Here is a 26,995-nt window from a genome sequence, read left to right on the forward strand (position 1 = left end):
GGGATATTATCAGTTTTATCCTTTAGTGGGGATAAAGTCAATCAGGAAACACATCTTATCCGCTCTACGGGATAAACACTGTGATATCCGCGATCGCGGATAAAAAGGAGGATTTAAAAGTCGTTTGAAGTCGGCAATATTAAGCAGCCGCATGCCATCTTCGACATGCGGCTTATACGGTTTACCAGCTATATTTCACACCCAGCATGCCCTGAGTATCGCTATAGCCTTTATCACCTAGTTGCACACCAACATTCCCCCACAGGCTAAGGTTGTTATTTACTTTCGCCTCAACCCCGGTACGTACTTCACCGAGATTACGCGCACCATCACGGCTTACGGTTTGACCATTCATCTTCACGGCGTAGACTTTGCTGTTGTTGATCCAGTTCGCTTCAATGTAAGGCTGGAACTCACGCTGTTTACCATTGTCGCGCTGGTGATGACTGTTCAAGTAGGTTTTCACCCCAAGTCGCGTTTGCACGTTTCCGTCACCTTCCGTTTCAATGCGTGTTCCGTCTTTCCGGGTATGGTCAGAATCTTTCACACCCATCCAGGTGATTTGCACCTGTGGCTGGACGTACCAGGTATTCAGCGTCCCTTCGCTGCCGCTAAATGTTCCCGCTTCAAAGGTATATCCACCCTCAACAGAGGCCGTCACACCGCGAGAATCATAGTCGTCAGCAGAACGATTATCGGAACTGACGCTGTTATCAAACCAGTTATACAGCGCCCAGCTGTCAACATAAGCGCCGGTCTTATTCGCATCGTTCTGATACCAGGTCGCGTACATCCCAGCGCTGTAACCGCTGATGCGCCCATCCGATTTATAACCCACACGATTACTCTGAGTATTACTGTGCTGATTGGCATAGCCTGCCATGATGCCGAGATGCCAGCGATCCTGCGCGTTGCTACTCCACTGCGCCAAATCGCCGCCTAGCTGCAATACATAGCGGTTAGCCTGAGTATTTAGCTGACCGTCACCGGCCCTTGAACGTTCGTGCCCTCCGACATGACGCATCCACATACTGCTTGCCGAACCCTGAGAATGCAGTGAATCTGTATACTGCGGCTCACCCAGACGGTCGTGTAAACGATGGCTAAACAGCGAGTTGGCTGCGGCAATGTTGCTGATATAGCTTCCGGCCTCCGGGCGATAAACTGATGGGCCTTCCGGATCCACAGCAGGAGGATTATTGATGGGATCGGGTGTATCCGGTGGCGTTACGCCTTCCCATTTACTGGTTAGATACCAGTTTTTCTCGTCATTCCCCTTCCCTTTAGCCAGCGTGTAGACGTAAGCCCCAGCTTCGACAGTTCCGGTGGTCAGCGCGAAGTTACCTGCAGAATTACCGCCAACCTCAATGAGTTCAATACCGTTGACCGTTTGTGCACCGACGCCGCCAATGTTATCAACCCGAACGCGAGTGTTCCCTTGGGTATCGCCTTTCACGTTCATTTTATCCGTGGGTGAATTATCGCCGCCCAGCGTCGCGTTGAACGTCATCAGGCCATTGTTTCCGGTATAGTTGCCGTTAACGGTCAGTACATTCCCCGGTTTCCCCCCTTCGCTATTCATTTGAACCGTGCCACCATTCTCCAGATTGCCGCCGATAGTGGTTTTGGCGACACGCAGTGTCCCCCCAGGCATAACGTTCACATCACCTGCAGTGGTGACATTTCCCGACATCACACCGCTGTTATGGATATTAATGTGCTGACTTGCCATATTAATGGCAGAGTCGGAACCGAAAGCAATTTCACCACCCACGATATCCGTCGTACCCTGATACGCCGCGGAATCGTTGTTAAGAGTCAGGATCCCGGTCCCCAGTTTTGTCACATCACCGCTATCGGTGATACTGTGCGTCATCGCCCAGCTACGCTCAGTGGCGATGGTGAGCAGGCCATTATTGATTACGGAAGCATCACCCAGGTTTTTCTGCTCGTTGACGCTGAGCGCGCTGCCTGCATCGATGTTGAATTGCCCCACAAAGCGGCTATTATCGCCATCCAGCTCTACGTCTGTGCTGGCGGTTGCGCTCACGATACCTTTACCGCTTATGCTATTGCGCAGTTCGCCGGTCACGTTTTTTAGCGTTAACAGACCGTCATTGGCAATATTTCCTCTGCCTAACCCCTGCGTATTGTCGAGGCTGACTTCCGCATTTGGGCTAATGCTGGTTAACGCATTGTAGCGTGCATTAAGCCCCTCGATAGCCAGTGTTCCCCCTGTAACATTCAGGTTTCCGCCACCTGTCAGTTCGCCCTGACTGATCCCACCTTTATTCACCGTCAGCGAACCTTCTTTGAACAAAATAGTCGAACCCATCAGCCCGGTGAATGTCTCTACCGTCTGCTCCGATCCATTAAGATCGACGATGGCCGCGTTGCTGATGTTCAGTTCCCGAGTATTGCCCAGCGCGCCATCCGCATCGGTACGTAATGTCCCCATCTGAACATAGGTTGCCCCCTGATAGTCGTTCTGACCGTTGGAAAGCGAAACCTGTCGCACTGTATTGATTGCCAGATCCCCTTCACCACCGATTTTTGCCGACATATCGGCCGTTGCGCCATAGGCTCCGCCATGTTCGGCTAACGTCAGCTTTTGCCCACCATGGATGTTCAGCGCTTTCAGCCCATAGTTAACATACAAACCATCACCAGGTGCGGTCGTGAGTCGGAATCCATAATCACCCTCGGCGACCACTGTTCCGTTTTGTGCAATGTGTAACGTTTTGTCCGCTTCCACCTCGTCGCCCTGTAAATCACGTAACGTTAATGAGCCACCCGACCCAATAACCGTTTGCGCCTTCACCAGTTGAACGCCGACATGGCTATCATCGTGTTCCAGCAAATTGAGCGTAGTCTGAGGGTTATTCGCCATGGGATCATTCCACGGTTTAGGCACGTCGATAAGCACGTCGCCCGTCCCGTTTACCTGATAGTTACGGCCTTTCCAGGTGTAGTCACCCGTGCCGACAACCAGTGTATCGACGCTGATATATCCCTCCGCAAGCGTCGCAGCAGGTATATCCGTATCGAAAGTGAGCGTACCGCCATTCATGGCTAGTCCACCAATGGATTGCTCTCCCACTTTTACCGATGTGGTATTTTCACTGTCAGACTGAAGCATCGCGTGAGTAAGCGCAGCGGTGTTGTAGCGTTCCAGTGTGAAGGTACTGTCTTTCAGTTGGGCAACACCGGCGAATTCAGTTCCTGTTGCATGGGTAAAGCCAAACATTTTGTCGGAGGATGACAGCTGCACTCGCATCAAGCCATCGCCTTTGAGCGCATTGGTCAGCGTGTAATCTCCTGCGCTGTTCGTTGATCCGAGAATGTCGAGCGTACCGGGGCTTGCAATGGTTACTTCACTCGAACCCATGCCTGTTACCCCATCTGCCGTATGTGACGCAATAGTCAGGAGGCCGTCATTGACCAGCGTTTTACCGCTATAAGTATTCCCTGCATTGAACACCGTATGGCCTGCATCATGCATCACTTTTCCGTCTTTATCGTCACCCGTAATCAGCATATCGACCTGGTAGCCGGCATCACTGTTATTGGTATGATTAAAGACAAAAACGCCTTCGCCAAGACCAAACTCCACTTTCGTCGCATTGGTGATAAACCCGGCATCTGCCGCCACCTCACCGTGAGCAGCACCAATGTTTAGCGTTCCTACAGCAGGCTCAAAAACACCTAAGTAAACTTCTCCACCTTCGACATTCAGCGTGCCGTTATTCGTCAGGGTTAACGTACCTGTGCCAGTCGTCCCTACGTTCATATTGAATGTTTCAAGAAGAGAGTTCTGCCCATCCACCCGCACGTCGCCCTTACTTTTGTCATTGAGAGCTATCTGTGTATCACGCGCTTTAACTATACCTCCGGTGGTAATATTCAGTTCACCCGTGCCTAATACACCGACCTGTAGCAATTGGGCGTTAGTAGATGACGTTTTTAAATTCCAGAGACTATCCGTTGAAATATTAACTATCCCCTTACCGGAGGCATTTCCTCCGATAAATCCATAGCCCGTTGAATTAAGGGTGGCACCATTACTGACATTTACGATGCCGCTACCAAAATTACCGACATTGATACCTACAGTATCGAACGATGATGTCGCATCCATCAGGTTCAGTGTGCCGATACCGCTTGCTTTATCGCCCAAAAAAGTAATATTTTGCGATACGAACTTACCGCCATCGCTGATATTGAGGTTTCCGACGCCCGCAACACCAATAGTGGTATAGACATTCTTATTGACCTCCCACATCCCCCCCGTGGTGATGCTAACCTTCCCGACGCCGGTTTCTCCATAACCGAGTGAGCTTCCTCCGTTGCTGACAACAAGCCCCTCATTACTGATATTCATTTCGCCGCGGCCGTCATAACCAAGATTAGTTCCGAGATTAGTGATAACGGAGTTCTTATCCTTAACAGTAATGTTGCCTGTGCCTGTTTCTTTCATCCCCGCAGTGATAATTCCCGAATCTACTTTGCCTTCACTCGAGACATTAAGTTCACCGTCGCCAGCATCACCGATATAGATATAGCGGAAAGCTTCGCCCGTTCCGAGGAAATTCCAATGCCCTTTATCGGTCACGTTGACGACACCGTGGGACCCGTCCTGAACGCCCACCAATGAATATTCTTTATTATTAATCAGTCCATTATTGGAAATATTGACTGTGCCATTACCGAAATATCCATTATAGAGTCTGCGTACCGTGATGACAGAGTCTTGATCCTGCACATTCAGGGTTCCGATACCGGTGAGGTTGCCACCGATAATCGTATTTTCAGCCGTAATTAGCCCCCCATCGCGAATAGTTGCTTCGCCCGTCCCTTGATTACCAATTTGAAATTCAATTGAGGAATCATTATTTTTTATTAGCCACTCGCCACCCTTTTCAACGATAACCTTACCATTACTGTTCGCCTGATATCCTACAATGGCGACTATTGAACTCGTGACGTAACCCTTATCCGTAATATTTAATGAGCCTGTACCGTAACTCCCTATTTCGAATAATTCGGTCGTCAGAACCGAGTCCTCTCCTTCAACATTGACCGTCCCGACGCCTCCTGTCGAAGAACCTATCCTTAAATATCCTCCGTCAACGTGACCCTTCTGTTTAATATTCAGCGTCCCCGTTCCGGATTGACCCACATTTAAAGGCCTTGCATTATTTCCGCTATCATACAATCGCCAGGTGCCACCCAAAACGTTAACGGTGCCCTCTGAGTCCTCATTACCACCAATGACGCTGGTAGTAATAGTGGTTAAGGAGGCATTACCGCCAGCCAAAATATTAAGCACTCCAGTGCCATACCACCCAACCAGGTAGGCATCGTAAGCAACATCAGTATTAATATTGGTAATCTGACCATTATCAACTTCCAGACTCGCACCAGACGCTGAACCGCTTAGTGCCAGCAAAACACCCAGCGTCAATCTACTGAATTTCGTTGTCAATCCAGAGGATTTACGCAAATTAACCGTTGATGTTTTACCTACCCTGCGAGTTAATTCCGAGCAGGCCTGAAATACCTGTAGGGTGCAATTCCATATCACGCGATAGATTCTATTCATATAAACGCTCCATATACAAACAATACAGCCACGAAAGAGATGAGCCATCAGACGTTAAAAATGAAACTTATTAAGTTGTCAGAGGTCTGTATTGAGTGTTGGTTGGAGGTGGGAAGGTGTCAATTTGGCTAATTTGCTAATACTTTCGAATCGATAGATTAAAAATTGCATAGTTCTTATTTTATTTAAAAATGAACCATGAGTTATTGTTGCTTAATAAGAAAACTGTTTCTTTCAATAAGAAGATTATCATCATCATATTTAACAAAGAATAGCACTAATTGCTAAAAAAGAAGTTTATTAAAACCCTTTTTCATCCATTAATGCCTTTAGGAATATTTGCTATAAAATAAGGGTTATGCTTAATGCTTTAAGAAAAATAGCAATTTTCCCTTGAATATAGTACTGGTGATGGAACGATGAATCTGCAAGCTGGCATTTAACAAGCCAGCTCTAAAGAAGGGAAATAAGAATACCAATACTCAAAAACTAACAGCCACAGTCATCATGATGTGGCTGTCAATGAAACTATAACCCAGGCGCTTTCCATAACGACGTCGTCAGTCCATGATCAACCAGCCCCAGCTGATCCTGATAAACTGCCTGCCACTTATCGCGTGAATCCTGATAAAGTTCATGCTTTTCCGGGTCTGGTGTGTGCGTCCGTTCCCAGCGAACCAGGCGTTCTCCGGTTTCTGCCATTGATGAAAAAATTCCGGCACCGACGCCAGCTGCAATGGCACATCCTAATGCGGTGGCTTCTTTGACCACCGGAATATTGACGGGTAATCCCGAGACATCAGCGAGAATTTGACTCCATAATTTCCCTTTTGAACCTCCGCCTGCAAAGACTAACGATGAAGGATGAATATTCGAGAAATCAGCGATTTGCTGCAAGTTACACGCTGATACAATCGCCGCATTTTCTTCCAGCGCACGGAACAATGTCGCTTTGTTACATTTATCCGGATCAATAGACAAATTAATAAAGGAAGGCGCAGCGTGATACCAGGTTTTAAAGCGCATTCTGTCGGAGAATATCGGCATTACGCCCCACGACCCAGGCGGCACACGACTTGCCATCTCTTCAAGCAACGTATAGGTGTCGATGCCTAAACGTTCGGCAATCAGTTTTTCTTCGGCACAGAAAGCATCGCGGAACCAGCGCATGGTGAGTCCGGTAAAAAAGCTTATAGATTCAGCTTGTACCATGCCAGGAATAACATGAGGATTAATGCGCACGTTCATTTCTGGGTCTGTCACCGGCGCGGCTAAGTTTACAACTTGCTGCCAGAATGTACCGCCAAGAACAGCGGTTTGTGCCGGACGGACAACGCCTAACCCCAGGCAACCAAGTTGCACGTCGCCTCCTCCAACGACCACCGGAGTGCCCGCCTTCAGACCGCAGAGTTCCGCCGCTTGTGAACTTACCACGCCCAGCAATGTGCCGGTTTCTTTGACAGGAGAAAGAATATCGGCCCGCAGTCCGGCCATATCCAGCAATGCAGGTTTCCAGTCACGGGTGGTTAGATCAAGAAGTCCCGTGGTGCCAGCGTTAGAGGGATCCACCGCCAGTTCACCGCTGAGCATATAGGCCAGCCAGTCGCTGATCATGGTGATGGTCGACGCCTGTCGGTAGATATCAGAACGATGGTGCGCCAGCCAAAGTAATCTGGGAATAGCGCTTAAAGCCAGCGTTTGTCCGGTGGCGCGATAAACTTCGTTTTCAAAGGTATTGTTGTGCAGTTCTTTAAGTTCGCTAACTTCGCGCGCCGCTCTGGCATCCACATTGGCGCAGGCCCAGATCGGTGTTCCTTCATTGTTATATAAAACAATGCCTTCGCGCATCGAACATGCCGAAACGGCAGCAATATACTCCGGGGCTATGCCGGCGTTGTGCAGCGCCTGGCGCATACACTCACACGCCAGTTGCCAGTTTTTGTTGAGATCAAATTCCATAGAACCAGGAACGTCCGGTACTGCCAGATGCCGCCACTCCGCCTGTCCCACTGCTATTTGATTGCCTTCCAGGTCGAATATCACAGCCCGAATACTTCCGGTGCCTGCATCCAGCGCCATCAGGTAGTACTTTGATTCTGAAGGGGTAAAGAGTCGAGCCATTAGATTATCCTCGGCTTATGCGTTCTGTCTGTTCCTCTATACGTTCTCCATCATTCCCGGTAATAAGGTCATGCAAATTTAACTACGTAAAATCGCCGCTGCTGTGTCCTGATCGGTAACCAGTGCGTTGATATAGCCGCCTTTAATTGCAGCGGCAATGGCTTCGGCTTTATTTTCTCCCCCTGCCACGCCAACCCGGACGGGAATGGTCTTCAGCGCGCTTAAAGGTAAGCCAATCAGTTCGTTATGTATTTTAATATCCGTGACAACGTCACCTTTTGCATCAAAAAAGTAGCCTAAAATGTCGCCAACCGCCCCTTTTCGGCCAATCATTAACTGTTCGCCCTGACTGATATAACCGGAGCGAATGATCGTCGCGTCGTCTTGTTGACTCACGGCCCCAATGCCGACAATCGCCACATCCGCAGCTTGTGCGGCTAACAGAACATCTTTGACGCAATTTTCATTTTTTAGCGTATGGGCAATGTCAGCGGAGGATGCCCGCAGCGGAGCCGGAATAATATTCACACTGCACGCCGCATTAAGCTGCCCGATACCCGTCATATAAGAACCGACGCCACCGGAGAGCGTGACCAGGCGAATTTGCTGCGACGAAATAAAACCACTTAAGCGTTGCAGCGTATTCATGGTTGCCTCGCCAAAACCAATCGCCAGCATCTGTTGTGGTTGAAGTAAACTCATCAACATATGCGCCGCGCCTATCCCTAGTCGCCCGCCGACATCAGCATCCGCAAGCCCAGGGATCACCCGGACATGTTGCAGCGAAAACTGACAACGTAATTGAGTTTCATATTCCAGACAGCCTTCAAAGCGAGAATTAATCTGTACGCGAATAATGCCGGATTGATGCCCTTTCTCCAGTAATCGCGACACTTTCAAACGGGTCAGCCCGAGACGCTCGCTGATCTCGCTCTGGGTCAGCCCGTCGTGATAGTAAAACCACGCGATCCGCGCGACCTGTTCTTCTTCACACATTCCCTGTTCTGAAATTGCCGAATCGTTGATTGTCATAATTCATTCTTCACTTTGAACATATTTAAATCTTTAATGCAATTGTTCAGTTCTTGCGCATTTATATCTGTGATAGCAACCACAGTTTGACTCTACGAGCATGAACAAACGCAACCGTGAAAATCAAAATAGCATAAATTGTGATCTATTCGTCGGAAATATGTGCAATGTCCACCTAAGGTTTATGAACAAATTGAAAGCAGAAATACATTTGTTCAAAACTCACCTGCAAAACTGAACGGGGGAAACATGCTAACGAGTGATACCCGCGCGTTACCGCTACTTTGCGCCCGCTCGGTTTATAAACAGTATTCAGGGGTTAATGTCCTGAAAGGCATCGATTTTACGTTGCATCAGGGGGAAGTCCACGCCCTGCTTGGCGGCAATGGTGCCGGTAAATCGACGTTAATGAAGATCATTGCCGGTATTACCCCTGCTGATAGCGGTACGCTGGAGATTGGGGGCAACAACTACACCAGATTAACGCCAGTTCATGCTCATCAGTTGGGTATTTATCTCGTTCCCCAGGAACCGCTGCTTTTCCCAAGCCTGTCGATAAAAGAAAACATTCTGTTTGGGCTGGCAAAAAAACAGCTCTCCATGCAGAAACTGAAGAACTTGCTGGCGGCGCTGGGCTGCCAGTTTGATCTGCATAGTCTGGCAGGATCGCTGGATGTCGCCGATCGCCAAATGGTGGAAATCCTCCGCGGGCTGATGCGCGACTCGCGGATTCTGATCCTCGATGAACCTACCGCCTCGCTTACCCCCGCCGAAACCGAACGTTTGTTTAGTCGCTTGCAAGAGTTGCTTGCTACTGGCGTGGGTATTGTTTTTATCTCGCATAAGCTGCCGGAAATTCGCCAGATTGCCGATCGAATTAGCGTGATGCGCGACGGAACCATCGCCTTAAGCGGCAAAACCAGCGAACTGTCTACCGACGACATTATTCAGGCCATCACGCCAGCGCTACGGGAAAAATCGCTCTCTGCCAGCCAAAAATTATGGCTGGAGTTACCTGGCAACCGCCCACAACATGCCGCCGGAACGCCGGTGCTGACACTGGAAAACCTGACCGGCGAAGGTTTTATGAATGTCAGCTTGACGCTTAATGCCGGAGAAATTCTGGGTCTGGCTGGGCTGGTGGGGGCCGGACGCACAGAACTGGCCGAGACGCTCTATGGTCTGCGTACTTTGCGTGGCGGACGCATTATGCTGAATGGTAAAGAGATCAATAGATTATCCACTGGAGAACGTTTACTGCGCGGTCTGGTTTATCTGCCGGAAGATCGCCAGTCATCCGGACTGAATCTCGATGCTTCGCTGGCCTGGAATGTCTGCGCCCTTACTCATAACCTTCGTGGATTCTGGGCGAAAACCGCGAAAGATAACGCCACACTGGAACGTTATCGTCGGGCTCTGAATATTAAATTTAACCAACCGGAACAAGCTGCGCGGACCTTATCCGGCGGCAACCAGCAAAAAATCCTGATTGCCAAATGTCTGGAAGCTTCGCCGCAAGTTTTGATTGTCGATGAGCCGACGCGCGGCGTGGATGTCTCGGCCCGTAATGATATCTACCAGCTGTTGCGCAGCATCGCCGCACAAAATGTGGCTGTGCTGCTTATCTCCTCTGATCTGGAAGAGATCGAACTGATGGCAGATCGCGTATATGTGATGCATCAGGGCGAAATTGCCCACTCTGCACTGACCGGACGCGATATTAATGTCGAGACCATTATGCGCGTTGCCTTCGGCGATAGTCAGCGTCAGGAGGCATCATGCTGAAGTTTATCCAGAACAACCGTGAAATCACGGCACTGCTGGCGGTGGTGTTGCTGTTTGTATTACCCAGTTTTCTCGACCGCCAGTATTTAAGTATGCAAACGCTGACCATGGTTTATAGCAGCGCGCAAATCCTGATCCTGCTGGCAATGGGCGCGACGCTGGTGATGCTCACGCGCAATATCGATGTTTCGGTAGGTTCGATTACCGGAATGTGCGCAGTGCTGTTGGGAATGTTACTGAACGCGGGGTATTCACTACCTGTTGCTTGTGTCGCGACTTTACTGCTTGGTTTGCTCGCGGGATTTTTCAACGGTGTCCTGGTCGCGTGGCTAAAGATCCCTGCCATTGTTGCCACGCTCGGTACATTAGGATTGTACAGGGGCATCATGTTGCTGTGGACTGGCGGTAAATGGATTGAGGGGTTACCCGCCGAACTGAAACAACTCTCCGCCCCGCTGCTGTTTGGCGTTTCAGCAATTGGTTGGTTGACGATAATTCTGGTGGCATTTATGGCCTGGCTGCTGGCGAAGACGGCGTTTGGACGCAGTTTTTATGCCACGGGCGATAATTTGCAGGGCGCTCGTCAACTGGGCGTTCGTACGGAAGCCATTAGGATTGTGGCATTTTCGTTGAACGGCTGCATGGCGGCACTGGCGGGGATTGTGTTTGCTTCGCAGATCGGTTTTATTCCCAACCAGACCGGTACCGGGCTGGAGATGAAAGCGATTGCAGCCTGCGTGCTGGGCGGTATTAGTTTGCTCGGCGGTTCCGGTGCGATCATCGGTGCGGTACTCGGCGCATGGTTCCTGACGCAGATCGATAGTGTACTGGTGCTGTTGCGCATTCCGGCATGGTGGAATGATTTTATCGCGGGCCTGGTTCTGCTGGCGGTGCTGGTGTTTGATGGACGCCTGCGTTGTGCGCTGGAACGTAATCTACGGCGGCAAAAATATGCCCGCTTTATGACGCCACCGCCATCCGTTAAACCCGCTTCGTCAGGTAAAAAACGGGAGGCCGCGTAATGCGTATTCGCTACGGTTGGGAACTAGCTCTTGCCGCACTGCTCGTTATTGAGATTGTCGCATTTGGTGCAATTAACCCGCGGATGTTAGATCTCAATATGTTGCTGTTCAGCACCAGTGACTTTATCTGCATTGGCATTGTCGCCCTACCGCTGACGATGGTGATTGTCAGTGGCGGGATCGATATTTCGTTTGGCTCGACCATCGGCTTGTGCGCCATTGCATTAGGCGTACTGTTTCAAAGCGGCGTGCCGATGCCGCTGGCGATTCTTCTGACCTTTCTGCTCGGCGCATTGTGCGGGCTGATTAACGCCGGATTAATTATCTATACCAAAGTTAACCCGCTGGTGATTACGCTTGGCACGCTGTATCTGTTTGCCGGAAGCGCTCTGCTGCTTTCCGGGATCGCCGGAGCGACGGGGTACGAAGGTATTGGTGGATTCCCGATGGCGTTTACAGATTTCGCTAACCTGGATGTGCTGGGACTCCCCGTTCCGCTGATTATCTTTCTGATATGTCTCCTCGTTTTCTGGCTCTGGCTGCATAAAACCCATGCAGGACGTAATGTGTTTTTGATTGGGCAAAGCTCGCGCGTGGCGCTTTATAGCGCGATTAAAGTTAACCGCACCTTATGTGCACTCTATGCCATGACGGGGCTGGCGTCTGCGGTCGCCGCTGTGCTGCTGGTATCGTATTTTGGTTCAGCACGTTCCGATCTCGGTGCGTCGTTTCTGATGCCCGCCATCACCGCCGTGGTGCTTGGCGGTGCCAATATTTATGGTGGTTCCGGTTCCATTATCGGCACCGCCATTGCGGTTTTACTAGTGGGATATTTGCAACAAGGTTTGCAAATGGCAGGAGTGCCAAATCAGGTGTCCAGCGCCCTTTCCGGTGCGCTGCTTATCGTCGTTGTCGTAGGTCGTTCCGTTAGCCTGCATCGCCAGCAAATTAAAGAGTGGCTGGCGCGTCGGGCCAATAACCCATTGCCATAAAGGATATCTTCATGACACTTCATCGCTTTAAGAAAATCGCCTTACTTAGCGCTCTTGGCATTGCCGCAATCTCTATGAATGTGCAGGCCGCAGAGCGTATTGCTTTTATTCCCAAACTGGTTGGCGTGGGATTTTTTACCAGCGGTGGCAACGGCGCACAACAAGCTGGTAAAGAGCTGGGCGTTGATGTGACCTACGACGGGCCGACAGAACCCAGTGTTTCTGGTCAGGTACAGTTGATTAATAACTTCGTCAATCAGGGGTATAACGCCATTATCGTTTCTGCGGTTTCGCCTGATGGCTTGTGTCCGGCACTGAAACGCGCCATGCAACGTGGCGTGAGAGTGCTGACCTGGGACTCTGATACCAAACCGGAGTGCCGCTCTTACTACATTAATCAGGGAACGCCCGCCCAGTTGGGAGGTATGTTGGTGGATATGGCGGCGCGTCAGGTGAATAAAGACAAAGCCAAAGTCGCGTTTTTCTACTCAAGCCCCACCGTTACGGACCAAAACCAGTGGGTGAAAGAAGCGAAAGCGAAAATCGCCAAAGAGCATCCAGGCTGGGAAATTGTCACTACGCAGTTTGGCTATAACGATGCCACTAAATCGTTACAAACCGCAGAAGGAATATTAAAAGCCTATAGCGATCTCGACGCCATTATCGCCCCGGACGCCAACGCCCTGCCCGCTGCCGCACAAGCCGCAGAAAACCTGAAAAATGACAAAGTTGCGATTGTCGGATTCAGTACGCCAAACGTGATGCGTCCGTATGTAGAGCGCGGCACGGTGAAAGAATTTGGCCTGTGGGATGTGGTTCAGCAAGGCAAAATTTCAGTTTATGTCGCGGATGCATTATTGAAAAAAGGATCAATGAAAACGGGCGACAAGCTGAATATTCAGGACGTAGGTCAGGTTGAAGTCTCGCCAAACAGCGTTCAGGGCTATGACTACGAAGCGGATGGTAATGGCATCGTACTGTTACCGGAGCGCGTGATATTCAACAAAGAGAATATCGGCAAATACGATTTCTGATGTGCATTACTTAACCGGAGTACGTTATGGCAGATTTAGACGATATTAAAGATGGTAAAGATTTTCGCACCGATCAACCGCAACAAAATATCCCTTTTACCCTGAAAGGTTGCGGTGCGCTGGATTGGGGAATGCAGTCACGCTTATCGCGGATTTTTAATCCGAAAACGGGTAAAACCGTGATGCTGGCCTTTGACCATGGTTATTTTCAGGGGCCGACTACCGGACTAGAACGCATCGATATAAATATCGCCCCGCTGTTTGAACATGCCGATGTATTAATGTGTACGCGCGGCATTTTGCGCAGCGTAGTTCCCCCGGCGACCAATAAGCCGGTGGTACTGCGGGCGTCAGGTGCGAACTCTATTCTGGCGGAATTAAGTAATGAAGCCGTGGCGTTATCGATGGATGACGCCGTGCGCCTGAACAGTTGCGCGGTGGCGGCGCAGGTTTATATCGGCAGCGAATATGAACATCAGTCGATTAAAAATATTATTCAGCTGGTCGATGCCGGAATGAAAGTAGGAATGCCGACCATGGCCGTGACTGGCGTGGGCAAAGATATGGTGCGCGACCAACGTTATTTCTCGCTGGCTACCCGAATCGCCGCTGAAATGGGGGCGCAGATTATCAAAACTTATTATGTCGATAAAGGTTTTGAACGGATTGTTGCCGGATGTCCGGTACCCATTGTTATTGCTGGCGGTAAAAAATTACCGGAGCGCGAGGCGCTGGAAATGTGCTGGCAGGCTATCGATCAGGGCGCTTCTGGTGTGGATATGGGGCGTAATATTTTCCAGTCTGACCATCCGGTGGCGATGATGAAAGCCGTACAGGCGGTGGTACACCATAACGAAACGGCTGATCGGGCATATGAACTCTATCTGAGTGAAAAACAGTAACTGCGGATTTAAGGAGAAGAATTATGCACGTCACACTGGTTGAAATTAACGTTCATGAAGACAAGGTTGACGAGTTTATCGAAGTTTTTCGCCAGAACCACCTGGGCTCGGTACAGGAAGAAGGCAATTTGCGCTTCGATGTCTTACAGGACCCGGAAGTGAATTCGCGCTTTTATATCTACGAAGCCTATAAAGATGAAGACGCAGTGGCGTTCCATAAAACCACGCCCCACTACAAAACCTGTGTCGCAAAACTGGAATCTTTAATGACCGGGCCGCGTAAAAAACGTCTGTTCAATGGGTTGATGCCGTGAGGCGAATTTATCAGTTTTATCTACAATTGGGGTAACGCGCTGACGGGAGTAAAAATATGTCTGACTGGAACCCCTCTTTATATCTGCACTTTGCCGCTGAACGATCGCGTCCGGCGGTGGAGCTGCTTGCCAGAGTGCCGCTGGAGAATATCGAATACGTTGCCGATCTTGGCTGTGGCCCAGGTAACAGCACCGCCCTGCTGCATCAACGTTGGCCTGCGGCCAGGATAACAGGCATCGACTCGTCTCCGGCGATGATTGCTGAAGCGCGCAGTGCTTTGCCAGACTGCCAGTTCGTGGAAGCAGACATCCGCAACTGGCAACCGGAACAGGCACTCGATCTGATTTTTGCTAATGCCTCACTGCAATGGCTGCCCGACCACTACGAATTGTTCCCTCATCTGGTTTCTTTACTTAATTCGCATGGTGTGTTGGCAGTACAGATGCCAGATAACTGGCTAGAGCCAACCCATGTGCTCATGCGCGAAGTCGCCTGGGAACAAAATTATCCGGATCGCGGGCGTGAGCCGCTGGCTGGCGTTCATGCTTACTACGATATTTTGAGCGAAGCCGGATGTGAGGTCGATATCTGGCGAACCACTTACTATCACCAGATGCCGTCGCACCAGGCGATTATCGATTGGGTGACCGCCACTGGATTACGTCCGTGGTTACAGGATCTGACCGAGAGCGAACAGCAGCATTTTCTTACGCGCTACCATCAGATGCTGGAAGAGCAGTATCCCCTTCAGGAGAACGGACAGATACTGCTGGCATTTCCGCGTCTGTTTATTGTTGCCCGGCGTACGGAGTAAATATTACGTCAGCTGGTAATGACGATCGGGAAGAATTTTTGCTGGAATTTCTGCTTCATCGTTCATCTGTAACAGGTCAATTTCAATAGCGTTGCAGATGGCATCCAGCGGTAAATCATTGTTTTCAATACCGAAGGGATCTTCCAGTTCTTCCGCCAGACAATCCAGCGAAATAAAAGTGTAGGAAATCAGCACAGAGATAAAAGGCGTCATGTAATGCAGATCCACAACCAGCGCGAACGGCAGCATGATACAAAACAGATAAACGGTACGATGCAAAATCAGGGTGTAGGCAAAGGGAATTGGCGTGTAGGCAATGCGCTCGCAGCCTGCCAGAACCGCTGAAATATCGTTAAGCCGATCGTTGAGGCTAATAAACAGGATATCTGAAAGCTGTCCATTGCGTCGCTGAACCGCCAACCACTCCCCCATTATCAACAAAATACGGTTAGCTGGAGTGTTTGAAGCCAGTACACGCTGAAGATCTTCAGTCTTGAGATAATGTGCCAGCACTTCCGCCTGTGGTTGTTTGCGTAATGTCATGCGTAAACAGTGGGCGAAGGCGATTTGCAGCCGGGCAAACTCCCTTACACTTGCCGAATCCGGCAATGTCGTTTTTACCTCACGCAGTAACGACCGAGAGGCAATCATCAACTGTCCCCAAAGTTTTCGCGCTTCAACATAACGGGCGTAACCGGCGTTATTACGAAAACCAAGAAAAATGGCGATGGCGACACCGAGAATGCTGAACGGTGCGAGGGTGAATTTGATTCCCAAATGCGTGTACCAGGGCAGCATGAAAATAACAGCGATAGAAAAGAGAAAATTGAGTAGTAAGCGCGAGGATATCTTGGATAATACTGAACCGTGCCAGACAAAAATACGGCGCAGCCAGTGTTGTTGTGGACGAACGATCATGGTTATCTTCAGGCGTGGAAAAGTCGCCCTATTAAACGTGATTACGATCACATTCTCAAGACACTACTTACAAATTACCTACAAGCTTACAACATTAACAGGTGCTGCATGTGGCACCTGTTAATGATAAAGGTACATAGGATGTTGTAACTAATATAGTGAAATAAGAAACCCGGTCGAAACCGGGTTCAAAGTATTAGCACAACGGACGAACAGCTTCGCGCATCCCTTTTTCGAGAATCGCATCCAGGTCATTAGCAACCTGCTCGACCAGACCAGGCACTTGCGTCAGGTCCTGCTCCCAGTGGTCTTTTTCTGCCAACACAATAGCAACCAGTTCCTGGGTACCGATAACACGGTCACGATGCTGGCTCCAGAGTTGCTGATAACGTTCCAGCCAGTGTGCATCGTCCTGTACCGGATACGCTTCTCCGTTACGCTCACCGCGATAAAAGGCAATCAATGCCGCTAATGCGAAAGTAAGGCGCGCCGGTAGTGTGCCGTTTGCCTTCTGCCCTGCCAGCAGCTGCGGCAGGATGCGGGTGCGGAACTTAGTCATACCGTTGAGCGCGATAGACAGCAGCTGATGCTTAATGTACGGGTTACGGAAACGCCCGGTGACTGCACTGGCGAAAGATTCCAGTTCTTCACGAGGCAGATCCAGTACCGGAATAATCTCTTCATAGATGGCTTTTTCAACGAATGCGCAAATTTCAGCATCGTTCATCGCTTCACCTACGGTATCCAGTCCTGCCTGGAACGCCACCGGCACCAGCGCCGTGTGTGCACCGTTGAGGATTGCCACTTTGCGCTCTTTATACGGTTTAATATCGTCAACAATCAGCACGTTGAGCGGATATTTGTCCAGACGCAGCTCAGTCGCTAAGGATTTCGGCCCCTGAATCACAAACAGGTAAAAGTGTTCAGCGGTGTCGAGGAAACCATCGTGATAACCCAGTTCTTCTTCCAGTTTAGCCACTTCATCACGCGGATAACCGGTAACGATACGGTCCACCAGCGTAGAACAGAAGCTGTTAGCCTGATCCAGCCATTGAATAAATGCTTCTGGTAGTGCCCACTCTTGCGCGTAGCGCAGCACCAGTTCACGCAGTGCATCGCCGTTATAGTCGATCAGTTCACATGGGATGATGATCCAACCTTTATCCTGCGCTCCGTTGAAATGGCTAAAACGTTCGAACAGCAGACGGGTCAGTTTTGCCGGATAACTTACCGCTGGCGCGTCATCGAATTTATCGCCCGCATGGTAGCTGATACCCGCTTCGGTGGTGTTAGAGAAAACAAAGCGCATTTCCGGGTTGTGCGCCAGTTTCAGGAATTCATCGTATTCACTGTAGACGCTGATTTCACGATTAACCGAGCGAATCAGACGCGCGTCGCTAACCGCCTCCCCCTTCTCATTCAAACCACGGATAATGGTGGTGTACAGACCATCCTGCGTGCTCAATGACGGCGGGAATGAAGTTTCAATCGGACGAACAACGACCACGCCAGAATTCAGATCGGTGTGCTCATTCAGGAGATCGATTTGCCAGTCAACAAAGGCGCGCAGGAAGTTACCTTCACCAAACTGAATGATACGTTCTGGATACTGTGCACCGGGAAAATCGCGACGATTTAGTGTTTTCACAATGGGTTCCCTTCTGATTAGTCATACAACCTGTTTGAATTGGTACGACAGGTTAGCAAACTTTAATACGCCGAACCCCTGTTTTGATCAACTCCTGATGATTAATGAGCAGTTTTATGAGAAAAGTGTGGCGCGGATCATGGTTTAATCGAGGAACTACGCCTTTTATTCGCTCAATAAAGTGGTAGAACACATTCCGTTAAAATCGCTCTGTATGAATAAAGATGTCAGACAACTTCCTCACCGTAACGCATAGTGCTGGTACGGTTGCGCCCATCTTTCTTCGAGCGATACAGACATGTATCGGCTTCGACCATCAATTTATTAAAGTCATCGGTCAGCGTTCGGTACGATGCGCAACCACTACCGACGCCAATACTTACCGTGAGATAAAGCGTTTTTTGTAGCCAGGTGAACGGTTGCAGTTCAACGCCTTTACGGATTTTTTCCGCCATTAGCAGACCATCGACAGGATTCACCGATGGCACTGCAACAGCAAATTCTTCGCCGCCCATTCGCGCCACCAGCCCCTTATCACCGACAATCTTTTGAATATGCTGGGCAAACACGCTTAACACTTTATCGCCACATTCATGTCCATAGTTATCGTTAATGCTTTTGAAATAGTCGATATCAAGCAGCATGACAGTCAGATGTTGTGTCTGTTTAAGCGATGGACTTTTCAGCGCCTCGTAAAGACCTGACCGTGAGTAAACCTGAGTCAGAAAATCAAAGTCGGCTCGCAGCGCAACTTGCTTCATTAGCGAATTGATCGCTGCCACGCTAAAAGAAACCATAATTGGGCATATCGCCATCGTGGCAATACCGAGACGTGCGGAGAACATTTGCGGAATGGAGAACGGCGAACCGACCGAGATATCAATCACCGAATTTGCCACCAGTACGATTTCCACCGCACCGGTGACAAAGGTCAACAGACATGTTACCTGCGGCGTATAGCGCACTGCACACCAGATTAATGCAGGCAGCGGGAACGCCAGACTCCCCGCTCCGCCAATGACTACCGAGGCAACAACCGACACAATAAGCGCGATAGCGGGCATCATCTGTTCTGCTTTAAAGCGCGGCAGCACTCCAGGAATTGCCAACGTCAGCATACAAGGCACGATCAACACGCCCGTTGAGAATTGCTCACTGAACCAGTCGGCAAGCAAAGGCCAGAAATCCAGACTATCAATACTGACCGAACCAATCGCCCCGACAATAGCGCATAATAATGCGGCAATCAGACAGTAATTAAATAGCCGTAAGGCACTTACTGGCTCGTACTTATTTTTCCCCAGACGCTTATCCCGCGCGACCAGTAAGGCGACGGTAACAATAAACATCATATTGGAGAAATTGATAGCCAGTGAAACCAGCCCCCATTCGGTGGTTATGGCATCATAAACCAGCATTGCCACATAACTGATCGCATAGTAATGCAGTCGATTAAGCCAGACATAGCGGGCAAACACCCCCGCCATTACGCCATTCAGCGGCCAGAAAAGAGAAAGTTCGTGAACCAGCCGTAACTCTGCACCAATAAAATAGAACAGCGTGGTTAGCACAAAAATAGCGATGCTATTACGTAGCAGATGACCTTCCTGGAACAAACGGAAAGTTGAAATGGGCTGTACATGCATTAATTATCTGTCCATACAATTGCGGGTGGCAATTATCTCAACGTAATAAGTAAATTCTCATAAAGGATAGCATGTTCGCTGACAGCGGCGGCAAATAAAGATATCCTGGGAATGCTATTTTATCGTTTTCCGCAATTATCATGGCTGATTCATCTGTATAACCAACCAGTGATAGATTACCGACACGATATAACGTTGTTGTTCCTCGCTTAACGAAACACCCTGCGGAATGTTATGCCACTTAGCCAGACAACCGCGACAACAGGTTGCAGTGGCGTGCTGAGCGATAAACACCGGATGCCCGCGCATGGGGGTTTGCTTACCGTCGTTAGCCGGTAATGCCGGAGCAAGACGTTTAGAGACAAAATCCGCCGCATGTTGTTCGATGACTGGCGCGCCTTTCTCCAGACAATACTGACGCTCTTTCACACCCAAACGAAAGCGAGAGCGAAATTTTGAACGGGATAAACGCGCGAAGAGTGGATCGAGAGACTGCATTAATAAACCGAACGCCCTAATTGTTTCGTCAATTGTTCAAGGACAGCAATGCCCGCAAGCGAGTTACCGGCATCATCCAGTTCCGGGCTCCAGACTGCGATGGCCATTTCATGCGGAACAATCGCCACAATACCGCCACCAACGCCAGATTTTGCCGGTAGTCCCACCCGCCAGGCAAACTCCCCCGCGTTCTGGTACATACCACTGGTCGCCATCAGCGCGTTAATTTGCCGCGCCTGCATTGGCGTCACCACAGGTTCATCAATATGAATAGCTTTCCCCTGATTAGCCAGAAAGACAAACGTCCGGGCCAGCTCTATACAGCTCATTTTCAGAGCGCAGTAATGAAAGTAGTTTTGCAGAACGGTTGTCACGTCATGATGGAAATTGCCAAACGACTTCATCAGCCAGGCGATAGCCGCATTTCGCGCGGAGTGTTCAAATTCGGAACGCGCTACCACCGTATCGTAGGAAATATCAGACACACCGCTTAAGCCGCGCACGACTTCCAGCATACGTTGCCGAGGAGCGCTTAATCGCCCTTGCAACATATCGCAGACCACCAGCGCACCGGCATTAATAAACGGATTACGCGGAATACCCTGCTCCATTTCGAGTTGCACTAAAGAATTGAACGGTGATCCAGACGGATCTTTGCCGACGCGTTGCCAGATTTCCTCTTCGGAGTAATGACGCATGGCGACAACGAGACTCAGCACTTTGGAAATAGACTGAATGGAAAAACGTTCTTGTGCGTCTCCGGCCTGAAAAAGCTGTCCGTCAACGGTACAGATAGCAATGCCCAGCCGGGAACCGTCTACCGTAGCCAACGCCGGAATATAATCCGCGACTTTACCCTGACCAATGAGCGGCTGCACTTGCCGCAAGATGTTTTCTAAAATTGCATTATCCATGGCGACTGCCACTTTCTACTCCTGGACCGCAGGTCTGAAAAGACCTGCGAGTATATCAGAGCTGAATATGTAGCGTCAGATCCGGTCTTTCCACACCGTCTGGATATTACAGAACTCATGTAAACCGAAATGGGAAAGCTCACGACCAAAGCCACTCTTCTTCACGCCACCAAAGGCGACTCGCGCATCACTGGCACAATAACCATTGATAAACACGCCACCGCATTCCAGACGTGCCGCCATCTGTCTGGCCCGTGTTTCGTCGGTGGTGAAAATGGTCGCTGAAAGGCCGAACTCGCTATCATTAGCCAGTTCCAACGCATGTTCTGCATCCTTTGCAATAGTGATTGCCGCAACGGGGCCAAACATCTCTTCCCGAAAAGCAGTCATTTCTGGGGTAACATTCGCCAGAACCGTCGGCGGATAGTAGTTACCTGCCCCAGCCATCTTTTCCCCGCCCAGTAACAAACGCGCGCCCTGCGCCAGGTTTTTTTCCACCTGATGATGCAGCTCATCACGTAAATCAAAACGAGCCATTGGTCCGAGAGCGTTCTCTTCGTCACGGGGATCGCCCATTTTCAAGGCTGCCGCAGCTGCCACAAAACGTTCGGTAAATGCCGAAGCAATTCCCTCTTCGATAATAAAGCGTTTTGCCGCTGCACAAACCTGTCCGGTATTCTGATAACGTCCGGCTACCGCCGCTTTCACCGCAAGTTCCTGATCGGCATCGTTAAGCACAATAAACGGATCCGAACCGCCCAGTTCCAGTACACATTTTTTCAGTGCCGCTCCAGCCTGTGCGCCAATAGCCGCTCCCGCACGAACACTTCCGGTCACCGTGACTGCAGCAATGCGCGAATCTTTAATCATCTGACTCACACCGTCGTTGTCAGCATTCAGCCAGCCATATACGCCTTGCGGGATCCCCGCATCTTTAAACACCTGGGCAATGAGCTGTGCACAGCCCATCACATTCGGCGCATGCTTAAGTAAGTAACCGTTACCTGCAAGAATGATGGGAACAGCGCCACGCATCACCTGCCATAACGGAAAATTCCACGGCATAATCGCCAGAATCGTCCCCAACGGTCGATACTCAATAACCGCCTGCTGATTTTCCACCAGCGTAGATTCTGCTTTCAGCATTGCCGGACCATGTTCTGCATACCAGTCACACAAATTCGCCGATTTCGCCACTTCAGCACGCGCCTGGTTGATCGGTTTGCCCATTTCACGGGTGATCATTTGCGCCATTTCTTCGCTACGGGCGCGCAGAGCCTTACCGATATCACGCAGTTTTTCAGCACGATAATCTATATTTGTCTCGCGCCAGTCGCGAAAGCCTGCTGCCGCCAGCTGAAGTGCGTTTTCTATATCGTCAGCGCCAGCCCACGGCAGCACAGAAAGTTGTTCACCAGTGGCAGGATTTATCGAAATTGCATGGGTTGCCGGAGTAATGGTCATCGGGGTATCTCCTTTATGGGTTATGGTAAAAAGATACGCAGATTTACTCTTGCTTGAAAATGAATAATATTAAGCCACTTATTCACGAATTGAGAATGCCATGGATCTGACCCAACTGGAGATGTTCAACGCGGTTGCCGAAGCTGGCAGCATTACCCAGGCTGCAGCAAAAGTGCATCGCGTGCCGTCGAATCTCACTACCCGTCTACGCCAGCTGGAAACAGAACTGGGGGTTGATCTGTTTATTCGCGAGAATCAGCGTCTACGTCTCTCGCCTGCCGGGCATAACTTTTTACGCTATAGCCAACACATTCTCGCGTTAGTGGATGAAGCACGGAACGTTGTCGCTGGCGATGAGCCACAGGGTTTGTTTTCTCTTGGTTCGCTGGAAAGCACCGCAGCAGTGCGCATTCCGCCCACGCTGGCGGAGTTTAACCGTCGTTATCCCAAAATTCAGTTTTCGCTTTCCACCGGTCCTTCCGGCACCATGCTGGAAGGTGTGTTGGAGGGAAAACTGAATGCGGCATTTATTGATGGGCCCATTAACCATACTGCTATTGATGGAATACCGGTCTACCGCGAGGAGTTGATGATTGTCACGCCACAAGGACATGCGCCAGTAACCCGTGCCAGTCAGGTGAATGGCAGTAACATTTATGCCTTCCGCGCCAATTGTTCGTATCGTCGCCACTTCGAGAGCTGGTTTCATGCTGACGGTGCCGCTCCGGGAACTATCCATGAGATGGAGTCTTATCACGGAATGTTGGCCTGTGTGGTCGCAGGAGCTGGCATTGCGCTTATTCCACGCTCTATGCTGGAAAGTATGCCGGGGCATCACCAGGTTGAGGCGTGGCCGTTAGCTGAGCAATGGCGTTGGTTAACAACATGGCTGGTCTGGCGTCGCGGTGCGAAAACGCGTCCGCTTGAGGCGTTTATTCAACTGCTCGATGTGCCTGACTCAGCAAAACAGTCTTCCCAATGAGCTATTTTTGATAGTTCTTGCAGCTCATATGCTCTATATAGTGATGTTCCGATGACTTATGACTATATGGGGCAAATATGGTTACGCCAGTAAGCATCAGCAATTTCATCTCACTTCCTGATGATTTTCCCGTTCGCAATATTGCACCTCAGGTAAAAGAAGTTTTGAAGGATTTTATTGATGCGCTCAGCATTATAATATGTGATGAGGAGTGGCGTACGTCTTTAAACATCAATTCAAACACCAAAAAGATATTCAATAATCTTGATAACCTATCTTATATACAGAGGACAACTTTCCGAGATAACGACACGCTATACAATGAAAAGGTTCAATTTAAACTCACTTATCCTGTTAAGAATGGAAGACATAAAGAAAACATTGAATTTCAGGTAGTAATAAATTTAAGCCCTATTTATTTAGATAATTTTCGCCACGATGGGGAAATTAATATTTATTGTGCTCCCGACCCAAAGCCTGTCACTATGGGTCGGGCCTTTCAGACCGGCGTCGAGCGTGTGCTCTTTCTGTTTCTTAATGACTTTATTGAACAATTTCCAATGATCAGCCCCGGCGTCCCCATCAAAAGGTCTCATACTCCACATATTGAACCTCTTCCTCCTGAGCATCATACCGCTGCAGATTACTTACGTCAGTTTGATTTGTTCGTACTGAACTTTATCTCTCGTGGTAATTTTGTCATACTCCCCCGACTATGGAATAAGCCGCAGGTCCACAGGTGGTTCGCGAATAAAAACCCAAACTTAATCACCGCCATCTACGACATAAAGGATAGCCCATTAAAAGAGGAGTTATTACAAAACCTCATGGATTCATTAGGTTCTAACAAACAAGTACTACCTGAAGTTTGTATCTGCTTTTTATCGCTTTTATCAAACAAAGAAATACCTCACTTTCAGAGTCTATTCTTATTTTTTACAAATATGTTATTGCACTTTCAAATTTTTATGAAACCTAATGAAAATGACCTGAATGATGTGTTGATACCGGCATTATTAAGTGAAGATAAAAGTATCCATCGTATGGCACGCAAGATTTTAAAACTTTTTGTAAAAAATGAAATTCCGCCCAAAATTAGTAACGAAGAACTACTGGACAACAGGCCTCGTTCCCCTGTGAGGCCACCTTTACCATCAGCCACCAAAACGCCAGACCTTCCTGATCGTCATTAAAATGTGATGTTAACAACTCTCTGACGCGTGACAGAACAACCGTCAGAGAGATGGAAATGCGATCTAGATCACAAATGCATTGTATTCACATCATTAACCGTTTTAAGATCATTTCATTACTTTTCGCAACTCACCCGATAATCTGTTATGACAACAAACACTGTTTCCCGCAAAGTGGCGTGGCTACGGGTCGTTACGCTGGCAGTCGCCGCTTTCATCTTCAATACTACCGAATTTGTCCCTGTTGGCCTGCTTTCTGACATCGCACAAAGTTTCCATATGCAAACCGCTCAAGTCGGTATCATGTTAACCATTTATGCATGGGTAGTGGCGCTAATGTCATTGCCTTTTATGCTAATGACAAGCCAGGTTGAACGCCGCAAATTACTGATCTGCCTGTTTGTGGTGTTTATTGCCAGCCACGTACTGTCGTTTTTGTCGTGGAGCTTTACCGTTCTGGTGATCAGTCGCATTGGTGTGGCTTTTGCACATGCGATTTTCTGGTCGATTACGGCGTCTCTGGCGATCCGTATGGCTCCGGCCGGAAAGCGAGCACAGGCATTGAGTTTAATTGCCACCGGTACAGCTCTGGCGATGGTATTAGGTTTACCTCTCGGGCGCATTGTGGGGCAGTATTTCGGTTGGCGTATGACCTTCTTCGCGATCGGTATCGGGGCATTTATCACCCTTCTGTGCCTGATTAAGTTACTTCCCTTACTCCCCAGCGAGCATTCAGGGTCGTTGAAAAGCCTTCCGCTATTGTTCCGCCGCCCGGCATTAATGAGCATTTATTTGTTAACTGTGGTGGTTGTCACCGCCCATTACACGGCATACAGCTATATCGAGCCTTTTGTGCAAAACATTGCGGGATTCAGCGCCAACTTTGCCACGGCATTACTGTTATTACTCGGTGGTGCGGGCATTATTGGCAGCGTGATTTTCGGTAAACTGGGTAATCAGTATGCGTCTGCGTTGGTGAGTACGGCGATTGCGTTGTTGCTGGTGTGCCTCGCACTGCTGCTACCTTCGGCGAACAGTGAAATACACCTCGGGGTGCTGAGTATTTTCTGGGGGATCGCGATGATGATCATCGGGCTTGGTATGCAGGTTAAAGTGCTGGCGCTGGCACCAGATGCCACCGACGTCGCGATGGCGCTATTCTCGGGAATATTTAATATTGGAATCGGCGCTGGCGCGTTGGTAGGTAATCAGGTCAGTCTGCACTGGTCAATGTCGATGATTGGTTATGTGGGCGCGGTGCCTGCTTTTGCCGCGTTAATATGGTCAATCATCATTTTTCGCCGCTGGCCAGTGACACTCGAAGAACAGACGCAATAGTTGAAAGGCCCATTCGGGCCTTTTTTAATGATACGTTTTAATGATTTCCAGGATGCCGTTAATAATAAACTGCACACCCATACATACCAGCAGGAATCCCATCAGACGGGAGATCGCTTCAATTCCCCCCTTGCCCACCAGCCGCATAATTGCGCCAGAGCTGCGTAGACTTCCCCACAAAATAACCGCCACCAGGAAAAAAATCAGCGGCGGCGCAGCCATCAGTACCCAATCAGCGAAGGTTGAACTCTGACGCACAGTGGACGCCGAGCTAATAATCATCGCAATGGTTCCCGGACCGGCGGTACTAGGCATTGCCAGAGGTACAAAGGCAATATTGGCGCTGGGTTCATCTTCCAGCTCTTCCGACTTGCTTTTCGCTTCCGGTGAATCAATCGCTTTCTGTTGCGGAAAGAGCATCCGAAAACCGATAAACGCGACGATTAAGCCGCCTGCAATTCGCAGACCGGGAATCGAAATGCCAAATGTATCCATCACCAGTTGCCCGGCGTAATACGCCACCATCATGATGGCAAAGACGTACACCGAGGCCATCAACGACTGACGATTACGTTCGGCACTGTTCATGTTGCCTGCCAGACCAAGAAATAACGCGACAGTTGTTAATGGGTTAGCTAACGGCAGTAACACCACCAGCCCCAGGCCTATTGCTTTAAACAAATCTAACATTGGTGGTTGTTATCCTGTGTATCTGGGTTATCAGCGAAAAGTATAAGGGGTAAACAACGATAAAGTGTCACTCTTTAGCTAGCCT

Annotated in this window: 20 protein-coding genes; 10 read left to right on the plus strand and 10 right to left on the minus strand. The window is 49.5% G+C overall.

Annotated elements, in window-relative coordinates:
* Positions 1 to 181: 181 nt before the first annotated feature.
* From BEB42_RS16175 to lsrR, 3 genes are all read right to left on the minus strand, one after another.
* Positions 182 to 5,602, minus strand: a complete 5,421-nt coding sequence (locus tag BEB42_RS16175; RefSeq protein WP_105267454.1) for an ECSE_1600 family autotransporter — start codon at positions 5,600 to 5,602, stop codon at positions 182 to 184.
* A gap of 528 nt (positions 5,603 to 6,130) precedes the next feature.
* Positions 6,131 to 7,723 (minus strand): autoinducer-2 kinase, encoded by a 1,593-nt coding sequence (gene lsrK / locus BEB42_RS16180; RefSeq protein ID WP_105267455.1) that lies wholly within the window; start codon positions 7,721 to 7,723, stop codon positions 6,131 to 6,133.
* Between the two features lie 78 nt (positions 7,724 to 7,801).
* On the minus strand, positions 7,802 to 8,755 hold the full coding sequence (lsrR, locus tag BEB42_RS16185; RefSeq protein WP_000154346.1) for a transcriptional regulator LsrR: 954 nt from the start codon (positions 8,753 to 8,755) through the stop codon (positions 7,802 to 7,804).
* Positions 8,756 to 9,004: 249 nt separating this feature from the next.
* On the opposite strand from lsrR, the gene lsrA reads away from it, so the two are divergent.
* The 7 genes from lsrA to tam are packed head-to-tail and all read left to right on the plus strand — an operon-like array spanning position 9,005 to position 15,619.
* Positions 9,005 to 10,540, plus strand: coding sequence for an autoinducer 2 ABC transporter ATP-binding protein LsrA (lsrA, locus tag BEB42_RS16190; RefSeq protein WP_000958013.1), 1,536 nt, complete (start codon positions 9,005 to 9,007; stop codon positions 10,538 to 10,540).
* Positions 10,534 to 11,562, plus strand: coding sequence for an autoinducer 2 ABC transporter permease LsrC (lsrC, locus tag BEB42_RS16195; RefSeq protein WP_000911194.1), 1,029 nt, complete (start codon positions 10,534 to 10,536; stop codon positions 11,560 to 11,562). Before lsrA ends, lsrC begins: the two co-directional genes overlap by 7 nt.
* A complete protein-coding gene (gene lsrD / locus BEB42_RS16200; protein ID WP_001222709.1) occupies positions 11,562 to 12,554 on the plus strand; it encodes an autoinducer 2 ABC transporter permease LsrD in 993 nt (330 codons plus the stop codon). The genes lsrC and lsrD overlap by 1 nt, the downstream gene beginning before the upstream one ends.
* A gap of 11 nt (positions 12,555 to 12,565) precedes the next feature.
* Positions 12,566 to 13,588: an autoinducer 2 ABC transporter substrate-binding protein LsrB gene (lsrB, locus tag BEB42_RS16205; RefSeq protein ID WP_000172468.1), complete on the plus strand. Its 1,023-nt coding sequence runs from the start codon at positions 12,566 to 12,568 to the stop codon at positions 13,586 to 13,588.
* A gap of 26 nt (positions 13,589 to 13,614) precedes the next feature.
* The gene (gene lsrF, locus BEB42_RS16210) at positions 13,615 to 14,490 is read left to right on the plus strand and encodes a 3-hydroxy-5-phosphonooxypentane-2,4-dione thiolase (protein WP_000774178.1); all 876 of its coding nucleotides are present in this window, start codon (positions 13,615 to 13,617) and stop codon (positions 14,488 to 14,490) included.
* A gap of 23 nt (positions 14,491 to 14,513) precedes the next feature.
* Positions 14,514 to 14,804 carry a (4S)-4-hydroxy-5-phosphonooxypentane-2,3-dione isomerase gene (gene lsrG, locus BEB42_RS16215; protein ID WP_000558527.1) on the plus strand — a complete coding sequence of 97 codons (291 nt, stop codon included), beginning with the start codon at positions 14,514 to 14,516 and terminating at the stop codon, positions 14,802 to 14,804.
* Positions 14,805 to 14,860: 56 nt separating this feature from the next.
* The gene (gene tam / locus BEB42_RS16220; RefSeq protein WP_001286549.1) at positions 14,861 to 15,619 is read left to right on the plus strand and encodes a trans-aconitate 2-methyltransferase; all 759 of its coding nucleotides are present in this window, start codon (positions 14,861 to 14,863) and stop codon (positions 15,617 to 15,619) included.
* A gap of 3 nt (positions 15,620 to 15,622) precedes the next feature.
* On the opposite strand, the gene BEB42_RS16225 is transcribed toward tam, so the two are convergent.
* The 6 genes from BEB42_RS16225 to sad all read right to left on the minus strand — a co-directional run bounded on the left by BEB42_RS16225 (position 15,623) and on the right by sad (position 22,707).
* Positions 15,623 to 16,537 (minus strand): bestrophin family protein, encoded by a 915-nt coding sequence (locus tag BEB42_RS16225; protein ID WP_001353193.1) that lies wholly within the window; start codon positions 16,535 to 16,537, stop codon positions 15,623 to 15,625.
* A 196-nt stretch (positions 16,538 to 16,733) separates the two neighbouring features.
* On the minus strand, positions 16,734 to 18,185 hold the full coding sequence (uxaB, locus tag BEB42_RS16235; protein ID WP_000854647.1) for a tagaturonate reductase: 1,452 nt from the start codon (positions 18,183 to 18,185) through the stop codon (positions 16,734 to 16,736).
* Positions 18,186 to 18,412: 227 nt separating this feature from the next.
* The gene (locus tag BEB42_RS16240) at positions 18,413 to 19,831 is read right to left on the minus strand and encodes a sensor domain-containing diguanylate cyclase (RefSeq protein ID WP_000558452.1); all 1,419 of its coding nucleotides are present in this window, start codon (positions 19,829 to 19,831) and stop codon (positions 18,413 to 18,415) included.
* A 138-nt stretch (positions 19,832 to 19,969) separates the two neighbouring features.
* Positions 19,970 to 20,329, minus strand: coding sequence for a DUF4186 domain-containing protein (locus tag BEB42_RS16250; RefSeq protein ID WP_001191038.1), 360 nt, complete (start codon positions 20,327 to 20,329; stop codon positions 19,970 to 19,972).
* Positions 20,329 to 21,255, minus strand: a complete 927-nt coding sequence (glsB, locus tag BEB42_RS16255; RefSeq protein WP_105267456.1) for a glutaminase B — start codon at positions 21,253 to 21,255, stop codon at positions 20,329 to 20,331. The genes BEB42_RS16250 and glsB overlap by 1 nt, the downstream gene beginning before the upstream one ends.
* 63 nt (positions 21,256 to 21,318) lie before the next feature.
* A complete protein-coding gene (gene sad / locus BEB42_RS16260) occupies positions 21,319 to 22,707 on the minus strand; it encodes a succinate-semialdehyde dehydrogenase (RefSeq protein ID WP_105267457.1) in 1,389 nt (462 codons plus the stop codon).
* Positions 22,708 to 22,807: 100 nt separating this feature from the next.
* Between sad and ptrR the strand changes: the two genes are divergently transcribed.
* From ptrR to ydeA, 3 genes are all read left to right on the plus strand, one after another.
* The gene (gene ptrR / locus BEB42_RS16265; RefSeq protein ID WP_105267458.1) at positions 22,808 to 23,689 is read left to right on the plus strand and encodes a putrescine utilization regulator PtrR; all 882 of its coding nucleotides are present in this window, start codon (positions 22,808 to 22,810) and stop codon (positions 23,687 to 23,689) included.
* Positions 23,690 to 23,766: 77 nt separating this feature from the next.
* Positions 23,767 to 24,882, plus strand: coding sequence for a putative protein YneK (gene yneK / locus BEB42_RS16270; RefSeq protein WP_000258549.1), 1,116 nt, complete (start codon positions 23,767 to 23,769; stop codon positions 24,880 to 24,882).
* A gap of 147 nt (positions 24,883 to 25,029) precedes the next feature.
* Positions 25,030 to 26,220 (plus strand): L-arabinose MFS transporter, encoded by a 1,191-nt coding sequence (gene ydeA, locus BEB42_RS16275; RefSeq protein WP_088541882.1) that lies wholly within the window; start codon positions 25,030 to 25,032, stop codon positions 26,218 to 26,220.
* A 24-nt stretch (positions 26,221 to 26,244) separates the two neighbouring features.
* Here ydeA and marC read toward each other — a convergent pair whose 3' ends face one another.
* Positions 26,245 to 26,910, minus strand: a complete 666-nt coding sequence (gene marC / locus BEB42_RS16280; RefSeq protein ID WP_000885028.1) for an NAAT family transporter MarC — start codon at positions 26,908 to 26,910, stop codon at positions 26,245 to 26,247.
* Positions 26,911 to 26,995: the final 85 nt, after the last annotated feature.

It is taken from the genome of Escherichia sp. MOD1-EC5990, from assembly GCF_002965285.1.
Taxonomy (GTDB): Bacteria; Pseudomonadota; Gammaproteobacteria; order Enterobacterales; family Enterobacteriaceae; genus Escherichia; species Escherichia coli_F.

What these genes read in the sequence shown, in the direction of transcription:
- lsrF (WP_000774178.1), top strand. Translation starts at nt 13,615, where the DNA reads ATGGCAGATTTAGACGATATTAAAGATGGTAAAGATTTTCGCACCGAT.
- lsrK (WP_105267455.1), bottom strand. Translation starts at nt 7,723, where the DNA reads ATGGCTCGACTCTTTACCCCTTCAGAATCAAAGTACTACCTGATGGCG.
- ydeA (WP_088541882.1), top strand. Translation starts at nt 25,030, where the DNA reads ATGACAACAAACACTGTTTCCCGCAAAGTGGCGTGGCTACGGGTCGTT.
- BEB42_RS16240 (WP_000558452.1), bottom strand. Translation starts at nt 19,831, where the DNA reads ATGCATGTACAGCCCATTTCAACTTTCCGTTTGTTCCAGGAAGGTCAT.
- lsrR (WP_000154346.1), bottom strand. Translation starts at nt 8,755, where the DNA reads ATGACAATCAACGATTCGGCAATTTCAGAACAGGGAATGTGTGAAGAA.
- lsrG (WP_000558527.1), top strand. Translation starts at nt 14,514, where the DNA reads ATGCACGTCACACTGGTTGAAATTAACGTTCATGAAGACAAGGTTGAC.
- ptrR (WP_105267458.1), top strand. Translation starts at nt 22,808, where the DNA reads ATGGATCTGACCCAACTGGAGATGTTCAACGCGGTTGCCGAAGCTGGC.
- BEB42_RS16225 (WP_001353193.1), bottom strand. Translation starts at nt 16,537, where the DNA reads ATGATCGTTCGTCCACAACAACACTGGCTGCGCCGTATTTTTGTCTGG.
- sad (WP_105267457.1), bottom strand. Translation starts at nt 22,707, where the DNA reads ATGACCATTACTCCGGCAACCCATGCAATTTCGATAAATCCTGCCACT.
- lsrC (WP_000911194.1), top strand. Translation starts at nt 10,534, where the DNA reads ATGCTGAAGTTTATCCAGAACAACCGTGAAATCACGGCACTGCTGGCG.
- yneK (WP_000258549.1), top strand. Translation starts at nt 23,767, where the DNA reads ATGGTTACGCCAGTAAGCATCAGCAATTTCATCTCACTTCCTGATGAT.
- BEB42_RS16250 (WP_001191038.1), bottom strand. Translation starts at nt 20,329, where the DNA reads ATGCAGTCTCTCGATCCACTCTTCGCGCGTTTATCCCGTTCAAAATTT.
- marC (WP_000885028.1), bottom strand. Translation starts at nt 26,910, where the DNA reads ATGTTAGATTTGTTTAAAGCAATAGGCCTGGGGCTGGTGGTGTTACTG.
- lsrB (WP_000172468.1), top strand. Translation starts at nt 12,566, where the DNA reads ATGACACTTCATCGCTTTAAGAAAATCGCCTTACTTAGCGCTCTTGGC.
- lsrD (WP_001222709.1), top strand. Translation starts at nt 11,562, where the DNA reads ATGCGTATTCGCTACGGTTGGGAACTAGCTCTTGCCGCACTGCTCGTT.
- lsrA (WP_000958013.1), top strand. Translation starts at nt 9,005, where the DNA reads ATGCTAACGAGTGATACCCGCGCGTTACCGCTACTTTGCGCCCGCTCG.
- tam (WP_001286549.1), top strand. Translation starts at nt 14,861, where the DNA reads ATGTCTGACTGGAACCCCTCTTTATATCTGCACTTTGCCGCTGAACGA.
- BEB42_RS16175 (WP_105267454.1), bottom strand. Translation starts at nt 5,602, where the DNA reads ATGAATAGAATCTATCGCGTGATATGGAATTGCACCCTACAGGTATTT.